This is a genomic window from Lampropedia aestuarii (assembly GCF_004803635.1).
In the GTDB taxonomy this organism is placed as follows: domain Bacteria; phylum Pseudomonadota; class Gammaproteobacteria; order Burkholderiales; family Burkholderiaceae_C; genus Lampropedia; species Lampropedia aestuarii.
The window spans coordinates 20,689-38,500 of record NZ_SSWX01000030.1 but is presented as its reverse complement, the minus strand read 5'-3'; the positions used below and the strand labels follow the sequence as shown (position 1 = coordinate 38,500).

Below are 17,812 nucleotides of genomic sequence, written 5' to 3'. Positions count from 1 at the left end.
CGAAAGTTGGCTTCGTCAGCTTAGGCTGCCCATAAGCAATTCAATTTATACTTATTTTTGATCAATTCGCAGACAATAAAAAAGCCAGCAATTACGCTGGCTTTTCCTTTATTTACTTTGGGTTAGCGGTGGGCTGAGCACGCGCATGCGGCCTTGGCCCTTGAGCATGTTCTGGTAGCAGTTGACCGCCACAGCCTGGGCCTCGCGCGCCACGTCCTTGCCTGCGGCGATGATCTTGCCGTCTGCTGTAATGATGGCCAGTCGCACTTGCTCACCGTTGTAGGTTGCCGTCAGACCTTCATGGACAACGGCCTCGATGCGCACGCCGTCGATTCGTCCGGTTTTTTGTTCGCCTACCATTTGTGTGGTCCTTTCCGTTGTTGTCGTTGTTTGCTCATTTGCCAGACTCTGAATAACTTGCCCCGATTTGAATTCCGACCAAGGTTGCTTGGTAGAAGTCGCCCCAGCTGATGCCGCCGCCGTGCTTGTTCCACGCCTCAAGAATGAGGGCGTCGATGGCAACTTCTGGATCGCGTTGGTTCTGCGCTTGGTCGACCGTGCCGCATGTCGCAGCCATAAAGCATTCCTCAATCACATGCCTTGGCCAAAGCTCCACGTCACCCATCTTGTGCGGGGCTGGTGGTAGCCTCAGGAGTGCACATTGCATGATGGTCTGTGCAATTCGGCGTGCTGTGAACCCTTCGTAGTGCTCGCCGGTTGGCGTGGCGGCATCGGAGTCGGCAAGAATCTCGTAGATCGATTGAACCAGTGGAGATTCGAAACTTGGCAGACATTGCACCGATGCTGTTGATGCGTCGATGTAGTCCAGCAGGATTTGCACGGCCTCTTCAATTTGGTGGCGGCGTAGTCCGGCGATCAGCTCTACCAATTGCGGCTGAAACAGTGCGCGCTGTTGCTTTAACGATTTGGTCATGGCTTTTGCTCCTTAGACGGTTAGCGACGACTCAGTCATAACTGCGTAATTTTTGAATCCCCATCCGCTAACCACGAGGTTGCGCAGAATCGCTGCCGCTTCGTTGCGGTCCATGCGATCATCATCCAGATACTCAAGCACCCGAATTGCTTCCTCTTGGCTGCGCGGCCTGATGTTGGCCAGCATCGCAAAGCAGTAGTTATCGTGTGCTTGCACTTGCGGCCATTGGTCCCCGCTGTTCTCCCAAGCGGCGCGCAGCCAATACAGTTTGTCCCAATGCTCCATGGCATAAAGGCAGTCGTCCAGCGTATGAGGCTGGAGCGCTTCCCGCGCACTGAACCGCTCGGCCGCAGCTGCTGGGTCGTAGTACGGATAGCCCTGCTGCTTGAGGCCACGCAGCGCGGTCTTGCATGCCTTCTCTGCAGCAGTGTCGGCAAACAGGGTTTTCTCATCGCCAAAGTGAGACAGCGCTTCATGTCGGCGCGCAGCCTTTTCCTTTGCGCGCTTGGCTTGGTCTTCCAGCTCGCCAAACCCAAAGGAGCTAAGAGCCGCGGCAAATGCTCCGTGGGTTCGAGCCAGGTGATTGCCGTAGCGCAGGGCCAGCTCCTTCATTGGCGTGGTGATTGCCTTGGCTGACTCCAGAGCTTTATCGATCAGCCCGGTGTCACCGGTGGCAATGACGGCCTGCAGCCACAGCACTGCATCGACTTCACGGTCACCGGAGACCACCTGCTGAGGCGGCATCTGCGGCACCACAAGCGCGGTGCTGGCGCTGGGCAGTATTGGAGGGAGCGCGAGCAATGCGCGCAGCTTTTCATTGTTGTTCATGCGTGTTAATCCAGAGCCTCAACTTGAATGAGGCCCAAAGTATTGGGGTAGGGTGGTTCAGATCAGCGACTCAAGCCACTCGCACAAGGTGCATAGCAGCTGGTCGACAAGCGATTGCTTGGTTTCGGTGGTGGCGGGCAGGTTAGGCATGGGCAGCCTCTTTGTTGGCACGGCGTGCGGCGCGGCGAACCTCTGGTTCAATCTTGGCCGAAGACGGTTTTCCCGGCGCAATGCAATCCATGATTAGGCATCCGGCTACTCCAGCCAGTTTTATTGCGCCGTCGAGTGTTCGGCAAACATAGCCAGCCGATTCAGGCGCAACGGCACGAATCACACTCAAAGCAGATTCAACTTGAAATACGCGAGAGCTAAGATCGGTCAAATCGTATGAATGGCCTTTAAGTGTTTCCAAGTCTCTAATGACAAGCGCAATTGCTGATTCACAGTTCCATCCAATCGTTGTCTCTGGCCAAATTTGATCGGGGCTTTTAACGCCATCTTTCTGACCGTGATCTATAGCGCGACTAACCGCCTGCACGCTTTCAAGCAGCTCATCAAACAACAAATTGCATACGATCTGGCCGTTTTTCTGGGTCGGGGTATAGGGGGTTATTGAGACAGTTGCATTCATACCACCACCTCTTGAGTCTTGGCGGCGCGACGTTTGGCGCGCTTGACTTCGGGTTCTACTTGGCGTGGCGGTAGTAGCGAATTGATTTTTGCGATTGATAGATCAAGATCCGACTGCTCAGCATCAAAGTGGCCCTTGACCTCTTCACGGAAAACTGACTCTGCACGACCGGAAAAAATGGCGTCAATCAAGATGCTTTCGATCACATACATGAAAGAAACAGCAGCGCCGCGCCGTCCCGCACGATCAGGAGCGTCGTTGTGCCAATCCTGCGCAGCCTCCAGCATCACCGTTCTCACTGTTTCGCCAGGACTCCCATCGCTTGGAAGCTTCCCAATGAGCTCTGCCATAACAGCGTAGCCATGATATTGGCCGTCAGTGAAGCCGCACCACTCAACGCCGCGCGGATTGAATTCACTGTCATCGCGATGGAATGAGTAATCGGGCTGGTCTGGTTCTCGTTGTTTGCTATCATTCGCCATGTCGACTCCTTGCGAAAACACTTGGTTATTGACACTAGAAGCCCCGTTGGTGCCAGCCTTCGGGGTTTCGCCTTTTGTGGGCCTCATGCGGCTTTCCGGCATGCGCGGAACATCCGCTCACGGGCATTACGCTCGGCTGCTTTGGCTTTTACCAGCGCCTGGTACTCGGTCGCTGTGAATTTCATCAAGGCTTTCCATTCTTTGCTGTCGCGCTCAATGTCTTCGTAAAAGCTATTGCGGTGACGCCATGTGCTGCAAGCTTCTTGGTAGGCGGCGTTCGCAGCTTTTCGTGCGTCATGAAATTGCTTGTACTCAACAGCCTTTAGGCCTGCGATTGATAGGTTGGTGGTGGTCATGGTTTGCTTTCAATGGGTAGTAGGCAGAAGGGGTAGTTCAGGCTCCATCAAGAGCTTGAGTTGCTGGCGCTTTGCGCGGATGATTGGAATGGCAGCTTTGCGTGCGTGCATGGCGCGGCTACCCTGAGAGGCTGCGGCGAAGGTTTCAGCATCATGGCGCTCGACTTCAAGCCGTGCGGCCCAAAGCGGCGAAAGCGAGAGTTGTTCCTCTAGTTCATGCCAGCGATCAACAATTCGAGCCGTGAATTCCGGGCAAAGCTGGGCGACCACTATGGTGCTGTCGCGGCGTCCCCGCTTTCCTTCAAACACATAAACAGATACTTTGCGCGGGAGTCCTAAGTTGTTGATTTCTTCGGTTTCCTGCAATGCAGGAAGTCGTATCACGCCGCGTCTTGCAAGTCGCTCGATAGACGTTTTCACGTTGTCGTGCCTTGACTGAACAAGTTCAGCTATCTCTTTGCAGGTCATGGTTGCACGACTGTCCATGATGCTGCCAAGGCTGTCAGTAAGTACGATGCCGTTCATCGAATCGATTCCTCCTTAATACTTGCCGCAGCCTCAAGCCGCCGATCCGCTTTCTCCAGTTCACGTTCGGCCTCGATCTGCTCGTCGTGCCGGACTCGAAGCAACTCGGCGCGCGCCTTTTCAAACGTGCCATGGTGACTCTTGCTCACTTGGAAGGCGTCTTTGTTGCGCAGCTCAAACTTGGTCAGCTCGCGGTGCGTGATGGTGTTGGCTAGGCGGTCTACGATGTAGAACTTGGGCGTGGCCAAAAGCTTTTGGATTGGGTCGACTGCTTCAGTCATTCAGGCCAGCTCCTTGCTCTGCTGCGATTTGTGCGACGATGCGGTCAGCCTGTATGGCACCGCGCTCTACCAATGCAGCGACCAAAAAAATGACCGCTAATGCGGCCAGTGCAACAACTCTCATGTGAACTCCCTTGCTGAATCATCAGCACAGCCCACCACCCCTATTCGGTCTACGACTTCACTACGAAAGATTCGTAGTGGATCGCAAGGGTAGGCTGTGCTCATGGCCCTCAGGTGAGGGCATTTAAGATGCTGCCTGTTCGGCAGAAAATTACCGCTTGTGAATGTCGGGGACAGCCAGCATTGGTGGGCTGAACAACATCTTTCTGAGCTGCCTGTACGGCAAGAATGGGCGGCGTCCTTGGATATCGATACCTCAGCCAACCCGGATGAATTGGTCTTCGTTGTCTGAGGCGTGCTGCCCGGTGGGCACTCCCCGCTGGTGCGGCTCCCACTCGCGCACTGGCTGCGCGTTTGCTGATCTGTATCAGTGCCGTTCTTGTCGCGTTGTTGCTATTGCCCGCGACTAGCGCCAGATCCACGCGGCATTTGCCTGCGTGTTGGAAGGTTCCCCTGATCTGGTTTTCACCCGGTACTTCACCCAACCGGGAAACGTCGTGCGGTACTCATAGAGCATCAGGCCGAAGCCATCTCGCACAAGTCAAATTCTTAAGGAGTGGGGAGCCAGCCTCGATCTGCTTTGCCCAGCGGCTTTCTGTGCTGCTGGGATTGATTCTACATATGTATATTAATCTGTCAACAAATGTAGAAATAAAATTGTAGATTTTTTATGATTACTTCTACAATCTCCCCATGCACCCAATTCCGGGCGCAAAAAAGCCCGCGCGGTGCGGGCAGGGGGATCATATGGATAAACGAGGCGAATGGGGTTACGTGCCGCCGGGTGCGAGACTGGTAGATAAGGTTACGTGGCGCGTGATTTGCTTTACGCTTTGCGTTTCATTCTTTGCAAGCTGCGCCACTATTACGCGTCCATATCTCAAAAAGCCGATCACAAAAATGCAAGCATCAGGAACACTCGCAAGAATTGCTAAAGCTAATTGAAGAGTTGTGACTTGCGTCAGGTGCCCACTTAGCAGGATGCCTTGATCCTTTTCGGCCAGACAAAGTACCCTGTTGCATCGACCCTGAAGTCCCCGCGATCTTTAGGATTGGTCTTACTTTCTTTGGGCGGGTCGGCTTGTGGTCGGGCGAGCGCGGATCTAGATAGATAGGCGCTTCTGTCATTACGAATTTTCTTCATATCAATGCTCCCGAAGAAAACGCTTGGTAGATTGCCTGTTCAAAGCGTCCGTACAGTAGTCTTTTATTCTACGCTCCTGCCCTCCATCTTTGAGTTTTTTTGCGATAGACGTCCTATTCTCGTCGAGGTCCAACGAATAAGTCATGTCGTCGACCTTCTTGATCCAACGCCTACCGGGACCGTTCTGAGAATAGCGCCAGTCCAATAACTCACCTTCTATTGAGGCCAAATCGTTCACGATGTCAATCGCAGACTTGTAGCGCAGGCCCACCTCTTGCAGGCATGTCCTAATAACCTTTATCAATGAGTCAGGTATGTGCTCAGGAAAGACGTCATTGCTGGTATTGGGAAACTGCCTATTAATGACAGCGTGCTTGAATGCATGTCTATCAAAGTTGCCATTAACAATGTGTGAGTTGTACTGCGAGTAAAACTCTACGTCCCCCACGCACATCCTAAACAAAATCAATCCGACCTGATAGATGTCGTATCGCTGATCGTAAGCGGCCTGTTGAAACACTTCGGGCGGCACCATCTTCCCGTAAAACATGTCTTGCTCTGCAAGGCCATTCAGACCGAGCGACTTCGCTAGGCCAAAGTCGGCCAACAGGGCCTCGCCCCTTTCGGAAATAAGTATGTTGTCTGGCTTAAGGTCAAAGTGGACTAACTTCTTGGAGTGAATGTGGTGCAGGCCACTAAGAAACTGTGTAGAGATGACCACGATCTGGCGAACGGTCAAGAAGCCATGCTCCATCAACTTTTTCAAGGAGCCGTTGGCGTAATACGGCATCGCGAGATAAATGTGATCTTGATCCTGGCAGGCATAGTGGATGGGCACCACGTTCGAATGCTTACTTGCATAAACATGCCCAGATTCTGAAAAGAATGTAGCAGAGTCAAGTCCGGCCTTGGGAACCTTCTTTATAACAAGACGCGCATTTAGTTGAGGGTCGTGTGCGATAAAAACCTGTGAGTTACGACCTTCTTGGCCTATCTCTTGGTCGAGCTGAAATGCGACATCTGCGATGTTGTATGGTTTAAGCATTGCGAGCCCCCAGCGCCGCGAAAATAGCCTCTCTGGCCTCAGGCTTTAGCTCCCCCCAATTCTCGACCGCATCATATGAAATCTCATTGCTTACGTAGCGCTTGAATTGCTCCCGCGGGAATCCAAGTCGGCGAGAAATGCTTGCGATCTGTCCGACGTAATAGCTCTTGAGACAGCTACTGGCAAAGGCCTCTTGAATCACCCCCTCAATCTCAATTCTTTCTACATTCATCTGCTTCGCTGTGCTTTCGGTTACACGCAGCCCTGCGCTGTCTATCGAATACTCCCGCAGGACATCTAGGATATTGTTTCGAACATACTTGAGCGCATCGGGCGCCGATAGCGCCTTTGGAATCTTTATTGTTTCGACATTAATTATGGCGTTAGCGTCAGCATCGTAGACCGCGAATGTCACCTCTGCGGGCTTAGCCCGAATTCCGATGGTATTCATGCCATCCTTCCTCTCTTTATTGCTCCGGTGTAAATCTGAATCGCATAGCGTAATGAGCTTGTGTCTACGCCGTTGAGACACCCTGCGGACCAGATCACCCAACTGCTGAGGGCCCTAGATCGGGGAAGCCGCAACCTAATGCCTAAATACTCACTCCCTGCGTTAGGAAAAGTGTGTATTGTAAGCAAAATGTTGGATTAGTCGACTTTTCAGGATTTTTGAGGGCGGGCCCTGACTCGCCTTCTAACGGGCTTCCACCCATCACCCCACCAATACGCATCGCTTGGCACTGAGCCTGCTGCGCGCTTGATCAGGTCAGGTCATTGCGCGCCCTGAGCCATCAGTTTTCACTGCGACTATGTCCACGATTGCCCAGATGCCAGTGATGACAAGACCAATAATGAACCACCCTAAGATCAGAGTAATCAATAGTTGGGCGACCCCAGGACCGATCCTGCCAGCATAGAAGTTGTGGATGCCAAAAATGCCAAGAAATAGTGCGATTAGTATGTAGATACCTCTGCTTGTGCCGCTCTGCGTGGCTTGCATTTGAGGTTGAAACTGTGGACTAGGCGCAGGGGGTGGCGCAAGTTGAATGCTTGCATTGATTGGGCATCCGCACTTTGGGCAACTTGTTGCTCTGTCAGAAATTTCATTCTGACATTCTGGGCATGTGATCAGCGCCATGTAATCCTCTTAGCTGGAAATGTTAGTAAATTTATACATTGTAACTGAGAGTCTTTCGAAATTGATCTTGAAGATCAAAACCGCGACTTGATCTTCTTGCGGGCTATCTCGTTGGCTGCGTAGTACATCCAACTCACATCCAGTTCGTCCAGCTCAAGACGCGCCGGGTCGTTGTAGCTTGCTAAAACAATCTTTCCGTTTCGTCTGGATAGCAGTCTTTTCAACAAGGTTCGGCCATCTTCCTGACGCACCAGCACCACATCTTCAAGGTCAATGCTGGTGTTGGGCTCAATCAGGGCAAAGTTTCCATGCTCGTACTTTGGGTACATGCTCGACCCATCGACTTCAATCAAGAATGCCTCCGGATCTGATGAATAGCCCATTACAAATTCATCAATAGCGCCCACGGGTCTGTCTCCATCAGTCCAGATTCTTTCGGGTGCGGGGCTACCTGCACCCTTACCGACTACGTAAATTGGCCTGGCGCGCTCATTGCCAACGTGGATAGCACCTTCGGGTAAAGGTGTTACACGCGAGATAGGGTATGGGACATCGTAATCCACAGATTCATCTATGAGCATCTCGACGGTTAAGCCGAATGCTTTTGCGATTTCTGAAGCGAACTTAGAGGCCTGACTTCCTCGTTTTTCCATGGCATTGAGCGTGCCTTTCTCGACACCGCTTTTTTCGGACAGTTGCTCATAGGTCCAGCCCATTTTTTCGCGGTAATGCTTAATTTGAGATCCAAGCGACATACAACTTCCTTTGTTGCCCGCACTATTAAACAAATGTAGAAAAACAGCAAATACACATGTAGACTTAATCTATCTACATGTGTAGAATTGCTCGCATGACTACAAATCTTCCTGCCATCCAGAAGGCGATAGATCTTGCCGGTGTTGAGGCACTTGCTAGTGTGCTCGGTTTATCTATTCAGGCCATTTACCACTATCGAAGCGGCGCGAGGAAGATTCGTGAAGCTCAGGTTTTTATTGAGCTTGAGAAGCTTAGCAATGGGGTTGTGACTTGCGAGGATATGGCTTCAGGCGTTGACTGGGCCTATTTGCGCAAATCTCGCCCAGAGCTCACCCAGGAGCCCACCAATGCCTAAATCTTCCGGCCAAGCCAAAGGTTACGCAGTGCTCCTGATTGCATGCGCCACAGCCATTTCTGTGCTCTCGTGTGCAAGCGTTCCAGCTGCTCCTGTGTCAGTTCCTCGCGGCGTGTTGGTTCCTGCTTCTTCATCGTCTGCTCCTGGTGTGATTTGTTTCGATGCACGTAGTGTCGCAAGCGCGCCGGTGGAGCTCAATGTCCAAAAAATCGCTGGGAGTACATCGGCATGAACGCACTTGATTCATTGCGCCGCATGGTGGCTGCATACCCTGGTGGCAGGCCTGCGTTGGCCGCGCGCACCGGTAAATCTGACGATGTTTTGCGTAAGGAGCTGGCTGGCTCGCAGTCTCACAAGATGGGGCTGGCCGATGCTGAAGAACTCGCCGCAATGTGCCATGAGCAGGGTGTGAAAGAGGCGTTTGGCCTGGCCACAGTGTTCTCTTTCCGCGCAGGCCATGCCTTTGTAATTCCTGCTGGTGCCGGTGATGCGTCTTGCCATGCCACTGCTTCTACTGCAGTGATTCATGAGGCGGCTGAATACCTCACAGCGGTGACTAAGGCGCGCGCTGACGGGAAGGTCTCGGACAACGACCGCAAAGAGATTCTGAAGGAAATGACCGACCTGATGAGCGCGATTCAAACCGCCTATCAGGCTCTGGCCAATGAGCACGCCCACAGCAATCGCCACCGCGCCGAGGGCGAGGCTTATGCCAATGGGGAGCGCGCAACAGCATGACCCGATTGACACGATTTATTCGCCACCTGTTTGTGCTGCGGTCTTTGCCGCTGGCGCTTTGGGTTGATGCCTACGAACAAGAAGAGATGAAACATGCTTGAGTTAGACAAAATTCGTTTTGACGGGACTACTCAGTCGCGCGTGCAGCTGAATGAAGATACGGTGGCTGAGTACGCCGAAGCTATGCGCGAAGGTGTTGCATTCCCTGCTATCACAGTCTTCTTTGATGGCTCAGACTATTGGCTGGCTGATGGCTTCCATCGTTACCACGCAGCCCGTCATGCTGGCTTAGCCCAGATTCTGGAACATGTCATTCCAGGCACAAAGCGCGAAGCCATCTTGCATAGTCTTGGAGCTAATGCGAACCACGGTTTGCGTCGCACTAACGCTGACAAGCGCAAGGCGGTTGAAACACTGCTGGCAGATGCGGAGTGGGCGACGTGGAGCAATGTTCAGGTGGCGAAGGCTTGTGGCGTTTCTGAGTTTTTAGTCCGCTCTATTCGTGACTCCATCTTCGATAAAAACGAAGATAGACCTATCGATCGCACTGTCACCCGCAACGGCACCACCTACACCCAGAACACGGCCAACATCGGCAAGAAGCCAGAAGCGCAAGTGAATGCTGCTGCGTCACCCGCGCTAGTAGCACCTTCTGCACCAGAACCAATTGAGCAAACATCCGCATCAGACGCTGTTCAAGAGGATGTAGATGAGTACGCACCTGACGCCGAAGAGTTGGCGCTTCTGGAGGCAGAGCACAAGGCTGATCTTCGCCGCATGGAGTTGCTACTCGACTCCGATGAGCCCTTGGCCGCCGTCACTGAGGAAAACAAGAAGCTAACAGCCCAGCTTGCTGCACTGCAGCTGCGGCTCAATAGCCTGCTGAATGAGAAGTCGGCTGCCATCGACCACGCAGAAAAAGCCCAGCGTAAGGCTGACAGGCTTGCTAAAGAGCTGGAAAAACTCAAGACATGGATCTCTGAAAACAACATGGGAGCAATGGCATGACCAGTCTGTTTGCAAGCGCAATGCCTAATTATGACAAGGCCGATTTTGGAACACCGCGTCCATTCCAAACGCCCACAATCGAAGCGATTGCAGAAGGCTTTAGACAGGGACATCGACGCCAGCTGATCATGGCTCCAACCGGAGCAGGCAAGAGCTGGATCGGCCACAAAATTGCCCATTCAGCCCTGGTAAATAACAAGCCTAAGCAAAAACGCGTCATGTTCATTTGTGACCGCGAGACGCTGGTCGAGCAGACCAGCCAAGCAGCAGATGGGTACGGGCTTTCTGATCACGCCATCATCAAGGCGAAACACTGGCGGCGTGACAGAGATATTCCATACCAAATTGCGAGTATGCAGACGCTCACTAGGCGCGACAAATGGCCTGAAGCCGACCTTGTGATCATTGATGAGGCTCACACAATCTATGAGAAATGCTTCGACTACTACCTGAAGTCGGAGGAGGGCTCCAAAGCGTTTGTCATCGGCCTGACAGCGACACCTTTCGTGGCTGGACTCGGTAGCTTTTATACAAACCTGGTTAAGGCGGCCACCATGGACGAGCTGACTAGAGATGGGACGCTGGTGCCTTTGCGCGTGCTGTCTTGCAAACCTATCAATATGGACGGTATTGCCAAGAAAGGCGGCGAATGGACCGCTGAGGATGTTGGCGAACGCGGCATGGAGATTGTCGGAGATGTGGTTGCCGAATGGCACAAGCACGGTGAAAACCGAAAGACCATCGTTTTTGCAGCAACCATTGATCATTGCAAAGAGCTGGCTAGACAGTTCATTGAGTCTGGTGTCGTGGCCGCAACCTATACCAGCAAGACTCCTGATGAAGAAAAAGCCTCTTTGCTCAAAGAGTTTAAGAAGGCTGAATCATCAATTCGCGTGCTGATATCTGTTGAGGCGTTGGCCAAAGGGTTTGACGTGCGCGATGTTGGTTGTGTCGTTGATTGCCGACCGCTGCGCAAGTCTCTTTCCCTGGCGATTCAGATGTGGGGTCGTGGGCTGCGCTCCAGCCCAGAGACCGGCAAAACAGATTGCATCCTGCTTGATCACAGCGGCAACATCGTTCGCTTTTTGGCCGATTACGAGGACTTTTTCTACAACGGCGTGCATTCGCTAGTTGAGGGCGAGCGCCTGGATAAAACACCTCGAAAAGAGCCGGAATTTCGGGAGCCCAAAGGATGCCCTTCGTGTGGCTTCAAGCCATTCGGCAAGCACTGCATGGCGTGCGGCTACGAGTACGTAGCACCTGCACTGGATGCTGCCATCAGCGGAGAGATGAAAGAGGTGGTCATCGGCAAGCAAAAGTTAGCCGATGACAAAAAACACTTATTTGATCAGCTTGTTGCCTACTCAAAGACAAAGCCAAAACTCGTCAAAAAAGAAGGCTTTGTAAAAGCCAAATTCAAAGAATGGACTGGCGATTGGCCAAGCTGGGATTTTTGTAGGGCCAGTGATGTGCCTATCACGCGTGCGGTTAGTGGGCGCATCGCTCATGAATCCATTCGCTTCAACAAGAGGGCGTCTGCGTAATGGACTTCATCCAATTTGGCCGAATCCACGGCTTAGAGATCATCCACGAGAAGCTGTACTCAAGCGAAAAGATTCGCCGGTGCGGCACAACCGACAAACCCAAGAGCCTCAATGGCGCTTACTACTTTGACGGCCAGCGCGGCTGGGTCTGCAACTGGTCCGATGGCGCGCGTGTGGAGTGGTGGAACGACCCAACCGCCAAGCCGTGGACTGATGAAGAGAAGGCCCAGTGGCACGCTCAACGGCAGGCTGCAAAGCGAGAGCAAGAGGCCTCCTATCTGCGGGCCGCACAGCGCGCCGACTTGACCCTTAGGCAGGCCAAGAGCGACAAGCACGCATACCTGCATCGCAAAGGTTTTCCTGATGCGCATGGCCTGGTGCGTGAGGGCGTCTTGCTCACCCCAATGCGCCATGTCCAGACCAATGCACTCCAGGGGCTGCAGCAAATCGAGTGGATTGAGGCTGAGCGCAAATACAAAAAGCGCATGTTCACCGGGATGCGCGCCAAAGCGGCCGTGTTTCGCATGGGTCCTGCCCAGGCAAAAGAAACCTTCCTCTGCGAAGGCTACGCGACAGGGCTATCAATCCATGCCGCATTGCGCTCCATCGGCTCGCAGGCTGCTGTGCTTGTGTGTTTCAGCGCTGTGAACCTGGAGCACGTTGCCAGCCTTACCACTGGCCGCCGGTTTGTCTGCGCCGACAACGACGCCAGCAAGACCGGGCAGGAGGCCGCAGAGGCCACTGGCCTGCCCTGGTGTATGCCCGATGAAGAGGGGCAAGACTTCAACGATTTGCATGTGGCTTCAGGGCTGTTTCCAGTCGTGCGCAAGCTGATGGCTGTACGCCTGCAGCAGGAGGCAGCACACACATAAATCACATCGCCTGCGCCCGAAGCCAGAGAGGTTAGAGCGGTTCTCCAAGCACCGCAGCAGCAGGCAGAGATGGTTGTCGAACCTTAAACGATGGATGCAGGTAGACCGCTCCGAAAGGGCCGCCGTAACTGCATCGAGAGGCTACGGGGGACCATCCCAAGCCAACCCCTCATGAGTGGGCCTTCGGGCTGTGCAGGAACGGGGAGATGGGTCGCTTGATGGCGAGTAATCCTGCAAGCAGCGCAATCATCAAATGGTGCTGTGCGGTTAAGTGTCCGAATCTCGTCCCGTGACAGAAAAAGGCTCCCGCAACTCACTAAGGGGTGCTTTTAAGAGCTCCTCTTGGTGAATGTTGCGGTCTGCGGAACCGATCTGAACCCTGACAGATATTTAAAGAAGGTGATTAGAGATGCAACAGCAATACCTACTGAATACCAAGAAGCGCAAATCCAAAGCGCACTTCTGGAATGGTAAAGACACCGTTTGCAAGATGTGGTCGACCGGTGGCATGAACCAACGGCGTGATGGCTATGTGATCTTGGCAGAGCACCACGGAAAAGAGATTTGCAATATGTGCCGTATCAACGCAGGGAAGCCGAATGAATGAGACAGCAAGCACATGGACCGACAAAGAGGTCGTGACATTTCAAAGACGACACAAGGTTTTCGTTGCGCAGGGGCTGAAGGACGGTGATGCAGAGCAATTGGCCGAGCAAATGCTGGTTCGAGACCGGTGCGGTGAGTTTGATATGCGGGTGTGCCAAGAGTGCGCCAACCTGATCGACAAGAAATGCAAAAACGGGCGGCACCGCTTGTTCATCCTGCACCGGTGCGAAATGTTTGAAGTTCGCGGAAAGGGGCGTTAAGCAAATGACCAAAGACGAAACCACCTATCTGGCCTGCGTAGCCAAGCTTGGCTGCTATGCCTGCCGCGTCTATGGCGGGAACACCACGAAAGCGAAGGCGCGCACCACATCAAGCCCATTTCTAGCGGTGCCGCTATGCGATGAGCATGCCGCCACGCTGCAGAACCAAAGAGCCTGGCGCATGCTGGGCACCACAGAACAGCAAGCATTGGCCGACACAAACCGCCAATTGTTTGCACGCAGATTCAGTAACTTTGAGGGGAAGTAAATGGGACAAGAGAAAGCGCAAAAGCTATTCATGCCGGCCGACTTGAAAGAGGCAGAGGGGTTGATCATCAGCTATGGCCGCTGGGCCAAAGACACTGGCAGGCCGCAGCGGTGCCGTAGTGCAGAGGGCGCGTATGCATCGGAAGAGACTGGCGCTGATGCAGAGGAAGGCAGACTGCCGCCGATGATCCCGACCTGGCAGGCCATGAACATTCAGCGCGCATTGGTGGCGACGCCAGAGAGAGAGCGCAAGGTGCTGCAGATGCACTACGTTTCACACCCACGCCAACACCACGCCGCCATGCGTAAAGCTGGATTCAGCCCGAGAACATGGAACGAGGCTCGGATTCATGGCATGCGAATGTTCTGGAATATTTATCGCTTGCATTTCCAAAAAAATAGTGTATGATCGGCCTCATAGATTTAAGACACTGTGTCACTGAACTGGAGCCGTAAGGGCTCCAGCGTTGTGGAAAAAAGAAAAGCCCAAGTCATCACTGACTGGGCTTTTTTGCTTTGGATGTAAAAACGCACCAGGCAAAGAGGCTGAGGCGTTTGGGGGAGCGATTAAGCTTTTTCTGCTTTAGCTTTACGGCGACGAGACACAAGCCCAGCAGCGCCAATCAAACCGAGGCTACCCAAGGCTAAGGCGGGGATGCCCGCTGCGGGGACAGCGACTGGTTTGGCGGCTGTAGGAGCCCATGGGGCTACATTGGTTGCATTGGTGGTCAGTGCGTATGAGCCAGAGGATAGGTCTGGGCTCCAAGTTGTTGCGACGATTACATATCTTCCGGCAGGGTAATTGCCGCTGATGAGTGCGTTCGGCGCACCCCCTGTGTCGTCAACATATTCAACTGCATTTTGACAGCCCAACGATGGATTGAAGGTGTCGTTATATATGCCGAGGAAGGGATCGTAACCGTCGTTGGCGTAGTCGGTGGACTCCAGCCGCACAGTAAGCTCCCCGCCTGCATGGTCGGCGGTATAGGCAGCATAGCTGTAGAAGGGGCCAACGCCGTTTAATTCGCATTCCTCTCCTGGCTCCTTGGTGTGAGGGCGTTCAAAGAGAGGACTGTTGGAATCTAGAGTGCCAGTGATCACTGTCTGCCCAAAAGCAGCGGTAGAAGAAGCTGCCAGCACAGCGGCGGAGAGTAAGAGTTTGACAAACGGGTGCATATCGAATGGCCTCAAGTTGAAATGTTGCATGAGTGTCAATATGTTTAAATGCAATGTCAATCACTGAAATCAGTTAATTAGAAACCCCTATTTAACCCATACAGCCCCTATCGGAAACGGTCGGGGCTTTTTGTTTGTCTGGAGAAAACATGTCCCAAGCTCGCGCGATCACAGATCACATCATCAACCCAGCCAACGACAAGTTGGTCATCGAGACAATCGATGCGCCCGGTGCTGGCGGCGCAAACCATGCATACCAAGTGCGCGGCTACCACAACAAGGCGGCCGACGAGACTGCGACGGTGATCCGATTTCAGAATGGGCCAATCAATGAAGAAGGCGTGAACGGCCTGACGCAAGAGGTGTTGTTGGCAATCGTTGCTGACCGTCTGCGTAGCTTTCAGGCTGGCCCGTTCTCATGTCGCGAGAATGCATTGGCACTCACCAAGATTGAAGAGGCTATGCACTGGCTGCAGCAGCGCACTATCCGCCGCATGCGTGCCGGTGTTGAAGGAACTCACCAAGTGGCAGAGGGTGAAGGCCAAGCAAAGTAACCGATCAGGTTTTCCCGTCACGGCAAGGGGTTCCCGCTGGTAGCCACAGCAAAAACAAGGAGAGAGAAATGTTTCGAAGTCGTTTGACTGCGTGCGTTGCGGCTGCTATGGCTGCTTGCTCTGCGATTGCCGTGCCGCTGGTGTCTGCATATCGCTGGGTGATGTTCCGTGTGATGGATGCCTGCGCAATCGCCGCGCCCCGCAATGAAGTGCGCCAGACCAAACCCAGCTGGGTAATCAAAGCCCGCGCCTTTGCAGCTTCCCTGATGCGCCGTGAGCGCCCAGTGTTTACGGACTCCTGGCGAATGTGCCCGTCTGTTTGATTGAAGCTGTGTAGCCCTTCACGGAGGGCTCTTTGCAGTGCATCTAGTGGGTGTAGTGCAAAGACAGAGTGCCGGAGTGGCCTAACGGTGACTAGATCAAGAGGACAAGCGGGGCGACTAGAGTCAATGCGCGGGTCTGCAAGGGTTCGAATCCATTTGCAGCCACGCTCTCAGCCTTCACGCCGCTGGTCATATTCTGGATCTTCAAGATGGCGACCGTATTCTCGCCAGTTTGGCATATCTATATCGAGCTGCTTCTGCCACCGCTTAATTAAGCGCGATTCTTCATCACGTACATTGCCTAAAAAGACAATAGAGCTTTTCAGCATGATCATATGCTGCTCTAGGTCTGCATTCATCCTTCCGGGTAATTGAATAAAGTAAAGGTTGGCCTTTTTTTGGATAAGGCTTGCAATATAAGAGTTGCCCCTGCTTCTAGCATGGCAGTAAAGGCGAGATGTCATTCCTCTTTTGGGTGATAAAGAGATGCCTGCGTAATGGGGGTGGAAGTTATCTGGCCAGTTTTCGCCAAGAAACTTGTCATCATCAGTTGGAGGGCTTGGTGCAACCCCATGGGGTGATTCTCCAATCACATACAAGCCAGGTCCGCGAACCGACTGTAGGTAATCGGAAAGGGGAAGTGGGTCGGTCCATTTAACGGTCATTTGCATCAATTGAAAAAATGAAGTGGCCCCGGTCGCTACACCGATTTAGGCCAGGTAGGCCGCCTCTATCAGGGTCCAGTCGTATCCACCCGTTTGCGTGATGTGCTTAACCACAAAAGAGGGATTGGGTTGTTCGCTGAAGGCCACTAATCCAGCTGAGGTTGCCGCGCCTTGATCGCTGAGTGCGATTGAGACTACAAGCCCTCAAGCCTAAGATACAGATAAGCGTGCAGACTGGATTTTATAACTGTCACTGACATTGTGTAGCATATGACTCTTTAAAAGGAGAAGTCATGGACACAATGGGCGTAATCGAAAAGCAGTGGCGACAAGTCAGAAGCGGCGCACAAAAAGTTAATCAAATCCAAAATTCCTATGATGAATTGCTGATTGGTTTGAGTAAGGCGGCTCAAGAAATGGAGAGCGAGCTGGCGGTTAGTGTGAGTGGATCAAGGCAGGCGGCAGCACTCCAGTCAGTGTTTGGTGAAGCTGAAATAAAATTAGCCTGGGCGCCAGGGGATGATGGGATTGAAGGTGTCATTCTCTTCCTCGCAAAAAGCAACTTAAACAATGACAAGCTTGTAATCTTTGAGGCACGTATTCATCCTTGGGATGGTCACTACTTCTTTTTAGGCAATGGGGTAGCTAAGCATAATGATTGGAATTCACTGCCGAATTATTACTACACAATTCTTCAGAATGCACTCTTCAAACAAGTAGAGTTCAGCGCCAAGTAAGAAAACAGATGCAGCAAGCCACTCTTCGGAGTGGTTTTTTAATGGGTGAAAGATGGCGAGACAAAGAACACCAATGCTCTGCAGGCATAGAGGCTGCAACGCCATCCACCGCAACAGCCATGGCTACTGCGATGCCCACCAGCAAGAGAAGGCAGGGTGGATGCGTAAGCCCAAGGGCAGCAGTACCGAGCGCGGTTATGGGTCAGCATGGCGCAGACTGAGGGAGCAAATCCTTCGCCGTGACCTCTACTTGTGCCAGGTGTGCAAGAGAGAGGGAAGGCTAACTGAAGCGACTGAGGTGGACCACATCACAAACAAGTCAGAAGGTGGCACAGATGAGCCGAAGAACCTTCAAGCTATTTGCACCTGCTGCCATAAATCAAAGACTGCTATGGAGGCTGCTAGAGGGCGGCATGGGTCGAGATAGGCGGGGGGGAGGGTCAATCGCTGGGGCGGATCGGTTT

General features: G+C 53.0%; 28 protein-coding genes. 13 read left to right on the top strand and 15 right to left on the bottom strand.

The features are described 5' to 3' along the window. Window positions 1-108: 108 nt before the first annotated feature. The 13 genes from E8K88_RS16560 to E8K88_RS16505 form a co-directional block, all read right to left on the bottom strand. Window positions 109-360, bottom strand: a complete 252-nt coding sequence (locus tag E8K88_RS16560; protein ID WP_136407787.1) for a hypothetical protein — start codon at window positions 358-360, stop codon at window positions 109-111. A 34-nt stretch (window positions 361-394) separates the two neighbouring features. After that, entirely contained in the window at window positions 395-934 is a 540-nt protein-coding gene (locus E8K88_RS16555; RefSeq protein ID WP_136407786.1) for a hypothetical protein, read from the bottom strand. A 12-nt stretch (window positions 935-946) separates the two neighbouring features. After that, on the bottom strand, window positions 947-1,762 hold the full coding sequence (locus tag E8K88_RS16550) for a hypothetical protein (protein WP_136407785.1): 816 nt from the start codon (window positions 1,760-1,762) through the stop codon (window positions 947-949). 142 nt (window positions 1,763-1,904) lie between these two features. Beyond that, the gene (locus E8K88_RS16545; protein WP_136407784.1) at window positions 1,905-2,393 is read right to left on the bottom strand and encodes a hypothetical protein; all 489 of its coding nucleotides are present in this window, start codon (window positions 2,391-2,393) and stop codon (window positions 1,905-1,907) included. Continuing rightward, the gene (locus tag E8K88_RS16540; RefSeq protein WP_136407783.1) at window positions 2,390-2,875 is read right to left on the bottom strand and encodes a hypothetical protein; all 486 of its coding nucleotides are present in this window, start codon (window positions 2,873-2,875) and stop codon (window positions 2,390-2,392) included. Before E8K88_RS16540 ends, E8K88_RS16545 begins: the two co-directional genes overlap by 4 nt. An 83-nt stretch (window positions 2,876-2,958) precedes the next feature. After that, a complete protein-coding gene (locus E8K88_RS16535) occupies window positions 2,959-3,231 on the bottom strand; it encodes a hypothetical protein (RefSeq protein ID WP_136407782.1) in 273 nt (90 codons plus the stop codon). Between the two features lie 9 nt (window positions 3,232-3,240). Beyond that, window positions 3,241-3,756: a Rha family transcriptional regulator gene (locus E8K88_RS16530; protein WP_136407781.1), complete on the bottom strand. Its 516-nt coding sequence runs from the start codon at window positions 3,754-3,756 to the stop codon at window positions 3,241-3,243. Then, window positions 3,753-4,037 carry a hypothetical protein gene (locus E8K88_RS16525; RefSeq protein ID WP_136407780.1) on the bottom strand — a complete coding sequence of 95 codons (285 nt, stop codon included), beginning with the start codon at window positions 4,035-4,037 and terminating at the stop codon, window positions 3,753-3,755. The genes E8K88_RS16530 and E8K88_RS16525 overlap by 4 nt, the downstream gene beginning before the upstream one ends. Beyond that, entirely contained in the window at window positions 4,030-4,161 is a 132-nt protein-coding gene (locus tag E8K88_RS18500; protein WP_276606680.1) for a hypothetical protein, read from the bottom strand. Before E8K88_RS18500 ends, E8K88_RS16525 begins: the two co-directional genes overlap by 8 nt. A 1,144-nt stretch (window positions 4,162-5,305) precedes the next feature. Continuing rightward, window positions 5,306-6,349, bottom strand: a complete 1,044-nt coding sequence (locus E8K88_RS16520; RefSeq protein ID WP_136407779.1) for a serine/threonine-protein kinase — start codon at window positions 6,347-6,349, stop codon at window positions 5,306-5,308. After that, window positions 6,342-6,800, bottom strand: a complete 459-nt coding sequence (locus E8K88_RS16515; RefSeq protein WP_136407778.1) for a hypothetical protein — start codon at window positions 6,798-6,800, stop codon at window positions 6,342-6,344. Before E8K88_RS16515 ends, E8K88_RS16520 begins: the two co-directional genes overlap by 8 nt. Before the next feature lie 315 nt (window positions 6,801-7,115). After that, window positions 7,116-7,349, bottom strand: a complete 234-nt coding sequence (locus E8K88_RS18650; protein WP_420813592.1) for a TM2 domain-containing protein — start codon at window positions 7,347-7,349, stop codon at window positions 7,116-7,118. Window positions 7,350-7,561: 212 nt separating this feature from the next. Beyond that, window positions 7,562-8,242, bottom strand: a complete 681-nt coding sequence (locus E8K88_RS16505; protein WP_136407777.1) for a S24 family peptidase — start codon at window positions 8,240-8,242, stop codon at window positions 7,562-7,564. A gap of 95 nt (window positions 8,243-8,337) precedes the next feature. Between E8K88_RS16505 and E8K88_RS16500 the strand changes: the two genes are divergently transcribed. The 9 genes from E8K88_RS16500 (at window position 8,338) to E8K88_RS16460 (ending at window position 14,302) form a co-directional block, all read left to right on the top strand. Next, the gene (locus tag E8K88_RS16500) at window positions 8,338-8,598 is read left to right on the top strand and encodes a transcriptional regulator (protein ID WP_168797373.1); all 261 of its coding nucleotides are present in this window, start codon (window positions 8,338-8,340) and stop codon (window positions 8,596-8,598) included. Between the two features lie 228 nt (window positions 8,599-8,826). Beyond that, window positions 8,827-9,336, top strand: coding sequence for a phage regulatory CII family protein (locus E8K88_RS16495; RefSeq protein WP_136407775.1), 510 nt, complete (start codon window positions 8,827-8,829; stop codon window positions 9,334-9,336). Window positions 9,337-9,429: 93 nt separating this feature from the next. Further along, the gene (locus E8K88_RS16490) at window positions 9,430-10,344 is read left to right on the top strand and encodes a ParB/RepB/Spo0J family partition protein (protein ID WP_136407774.1); all 915 of its coding nucleotides are present in this window, start codon (window positions 9,430-9,432) and stop codon (window positions 10,342-10,344) included. After that, complete coding sequence (locus E8K88_RS16485; RefSeq protein WP_136407773.1) at window positions 10,341-11,888, top strand: DEAD/DEAH box helicase; 1,548 nt, start codon at window positions 10,341-10,343, stop codon at window positions 11,886-11,888. Before E8K88_RS16490 ends, E8K88_RS16485 begins: the two co-directional genes overlap by 4 nt. Further along, complete coding sequence (locus tag E8K88_RS18190; protein ID WP_205880112.1) at window positions 11,888-12,760, top strand: toprim domain-containing protein; 873 nt, start codon at window positions 11,888-11,890, stop codon at window positions 12,758-12,760. Before E8K88_RS16485 ends, E8K88_RS18190 begins: the two co-directional genes overlap by 1 nt. 409 nt (window positions 12,761-13,169) lie before the next feature. Then, a complete protein-coding gene (locus E8K88_RS16475) occupies window positions 13,170-13,367 on the top strand; it encodes a hypothetical protein (protein WP_136407772.1) in 198 nt (65 codons plus the stop codon). Continuing rightward, entirely contained in the window at window positions 13,360-13,626 is a 267-nt protein-coding gene (locus tag E8K88_RS16470) for a hypothetical protein (protein WP_136407771.1), read from the top strand. The genes E8K88_RS16475 and E8K88_RS16470 overlap by 8 nt, the downstream gene beginning before the upstream one ends. Window positions 13,627-13,630: 4 nt before the next feature. Then, entirely contained in the window at window positions 13,631-13,894 is a 264-nt protein-coding gene (locus tag E8K88_RS16465; protein WP_136407770.1) for a hypothetical protein, read from the top strand. Then, window positions 13,895-14,302 (top strand): hypothetical protein, encoded by a 408-nt coding sequence (locus tag E8K88_RS16460; RefSeq protein WP_136407769.1) that lies wholly within the window; start codon window positions 13,895-13,897, stop codon window positions 14,300-14,302. A gap of 158 nt (window positions 14,303-14,460) precedes the next feature. Here the strand turns inward: E8K88_RS16460 and E8K88_RS16455 are convergent, their stop codons facing one another. Continuing rightward, window positions 14,461-15,099, bottom strand: coding sequence for a hypothetical protein (locus E8K88_RS16455; protein ID WP_136407768.1), 639 nt, complete (start codon window positions 15,097-15,099; stop codon window positions 14,461-14,463). A 119-nt stretch (window positions 15,100-15,218) separates the two neighbouring features. Between E8K88_RS16455 and E8K88_RS16450 the strand changes: the two genes are divergently transcribed. After that, window positions 15,219-15,623, top strand: a complete 405-nt coding sequence (locus tag E8K88_RS16450; protein ID WP_205880111.1) for an Acb2/Tad1 domain-containing protein — start codon at window positions 15,219-15,221, stop codon at window positions 15,621-15,623. A gap of 68 nt (window positions 15,624-15,691) precedes the next feature. Continuing rightward, window positions 15,692-15,946 (top strand): hypothetical protein, encoded by a 255-nt coding sequence (locus E8K88_RS16445; protein WP_136407767.1) that lies wholly within the window; start codon window positions 15,692-15,694, stop codon window positions 15,944-15,946. A gap of 170 nt (window positions 15,947-16,116) precedes the next feature. On the opposite strand, the gene E8K88_RS16440 is transcribed toward E8K88_RS16445, so the two are convergent. Further along, window positions 16,117-16,611 (bottom strand): hypothetical protein, encoded by a 495-nt coding sequence (locus E8K88_RS16440; RefSeq protein WP_136407766.1) that lies wholly within the window; start codon window positions 16,609-16,611, stop codon window positions 16,117-16,119. Between the two features lie 293 nt (window positions 16,612-16,904). Here E8K88_RS16440 and E8K88_RS16435 point away from each other — a divergent pair, with 293 nt between their 5' ends. Together E8K88_RS16435 and E8K88_RS16430 are read left to right on the top strand one after the other, a co-directional pair. After that, entirely contained in the window at window positions 16,905-17,348 is a 444-nt protein-coding gene (locus E8K88_RS16435; protein WP_136407765.1) for a hypothetical protein, read from the top strand. Window positions 17,349-17,400: 52 nt separating this feature from the next. After that, window positions 17,401-17,775, top strand: a complete 375-nt coding sequence (locus tag E8K88_RS16430) for an HNH endonuclease (RefSeq protein WP_136407764.1) — start codon at window positions 17,401-17,403, stop codon at window positions 17,773-17,775. The last annotated feature ends 37 nt before the right edge of the window (window positions 17,776-17,812 follow it).

Coding starts and splice junctions, on each gene's coding strand:
- E8K88_RS16560 (WP_136407787.1), bottom strand. CDS start 360: ATGGTAGGCGAACAAAAAACCGGACGAATCGACGGCGTGCGCATCGAG.
- E8K88_RS16555 (WP_136407786.1), bottom strand. CDS start 934: ATGACCAAATCGTTAAAGCAACAGCGCGCACTGTTTCAGCCGCAATTG.
- E8K88_RS16550 (WP_136407785.1), bottom strand. CDS start 1,762: ATGAACAACAATGAAAAGCTGCGCGCATTGCTCGCGCTCCCTCCAATA.
- E8K88_RS16545 (WP_136407784.1), bottom strand. CDS start 2,393: ATGAATGCAACTGTCTCAATAACCCCCTATACCCCGACCCAGAAAAAC.
- E8K88_RS16540 (WP_136407783.1), bottom strand. CDS start 2,875: ATGGCGAATGATAGCAAACAACGAGAACCAGACCAGCCCGATTACTCA.
- E8K88_RS16535 (WP_136407782.1), bottom strand. CDS start 3,231: ATGACCACCACCAACCTATCAATCGCAGGCCTAAAGGCTGTTGAGTAC.
- E8K88_RS16530 (WP_136407781.1), bottom strand. CDS start 3,756: ATGAACGGCATCGTACTTACTGACAGCCTTGGCAGCATCATGGACAGT.
- E8K88_RS16525 (WP_136407780.1), bottom strand. CDS start 4,037: ATGACTGAAGCAGTCGACCCAATCCAAAAGCTTTTGGCCACGCCCAAG.
- E8K88_RS18500 (WP_276606680.1), bottom strand. CDS start 4,161: ATGAGAGTTGTTGCACTGGCCGCATTAGCGGTCATTTTTTTGGTCGCT.
- E8K88_RS16520 (WP_136407779.1), bottom strand. CDS start 6,349: ATGCTTAAACCATACAACATCGCAGATGTCGCATTTCAGCTCGACCAA.
- E8K88_RS16515 (WP_136407778.1), bottom strand. CDS start 6,800: ATGAATACCATCGGAATTCGGGCTAAGCCCGCAGAGGTGACATTCGCG.
- E8K88_RS18650 (WP_420813592.1), bottom strand. CDS start 7,349: ATGCAAGCCACGCAGAGCGGCACAAGCAGAGGTATCTACATACTAATC.
- E8K88_RS16505 (WP_136407777.1), bottom strand. CDS start 8,242: ATGTCGCTTGGATCTCAAATTAAGCATTACCGCGAAAAAATGGGCTGG.
- E8K88_RS16500 (WP_168797373.1), top strand. CDS start 8,338: ATGACTACAAATCTTCCTGCCATCCAGAAGGCGATAGATCTTGCCGGT.
- E8K88_RS16495 (WP_136407775.1), top strand. CDS start 8,827: ATGAACGCACTTGATTCATTGCGCCGCATGGTGGCTGCATACCCTGGT.
- E8K88_RS16490 (WP_136407774.1), top strand. CDS start 9,430: ATGCTTGAGTTAGACAAAATTCGTTTTGACGGGACTACTCAGTCGCGC.
- E8K88_RS16485 (WP_136407773.1), top strand. CDS start 10,341: ATGACCAGTCTGTTTGCAAGCGCAATGCCTAATTATGACAAGGCCGAT.
- E8K88_RS18190 (WP_205880112.1), top strand. CDS start 11,888: ATGGACTTCATCCAATTTGGCCGAATCCACGGCTTAGAGATCATCCAC.
- E8K88_RS16475 (WP_136407772.1), top strand. CDS start 13,170: ATGCAACAGCAATACCTACTGAATACCAAGAAGCGCAAATCCAAAGCG.
- E8K88_RS16470 (WP_136407771.1), top strand. CDS start 13,360: ATGAATGAGACAGCAAGCACATGGACCGACAAAGAGGTCGTGACATTT.
- E8K88_RS16465 (WP_136407770.1), top strand. CDS start 13,631: ATGACCAAAGACGAAACCACCTATCTGGCCTGCGTAGCCAAGCTTGGC.
- E8K88_RS16460 (WP_136407769.1), top strand. CDS start 13,895: ATGGGACAAGAGAAAGCGCAAAAGCTATTCATGCCGGCCGACTTGAAA.
- E8K88_RS16455 (WP_136407768.1), bottom strand. CDS start 15,099: ATGCAACATTTCAACTTGAGGCCATTCGATATGCACCCGTTTGTCAAA.
- E8K88_RS16450 (WP_205880111.1), top strand. CDS start 15,219: ATGTCCCAAGCTCGCGCGATCACAGATCACATCATCAACCCAGCCAAC.
- E8K88_RS16445 (WP_136407767.1), top strand. CDS start 15,692: ATGTTTCGAAGTCGTTTGACTGCGTGCGTTGCGGCTGCTATGGCTGCT.
- E8K88_RS16440 (WP_136407766.1), bottom strand. CDS start 16,611: ATGACCGTTAAATGGACCGACCCACTTCCCCTTTCCGATTACCTACAG.
- E8K88_RS16435 (WP_136407765.1), top strand. CDS start 16,905: ATGGACACAATGGGCGTAATCGAAAAGCAGTGGCGACAAGTCAGAAGC.
- E8K88_RS16430 (WP_136407764.1), top strand. CDS start 17,401: ATGGCGAGACAAAGAACACCAATGCTCTGCAGGCATAGAGGCTGCAAC.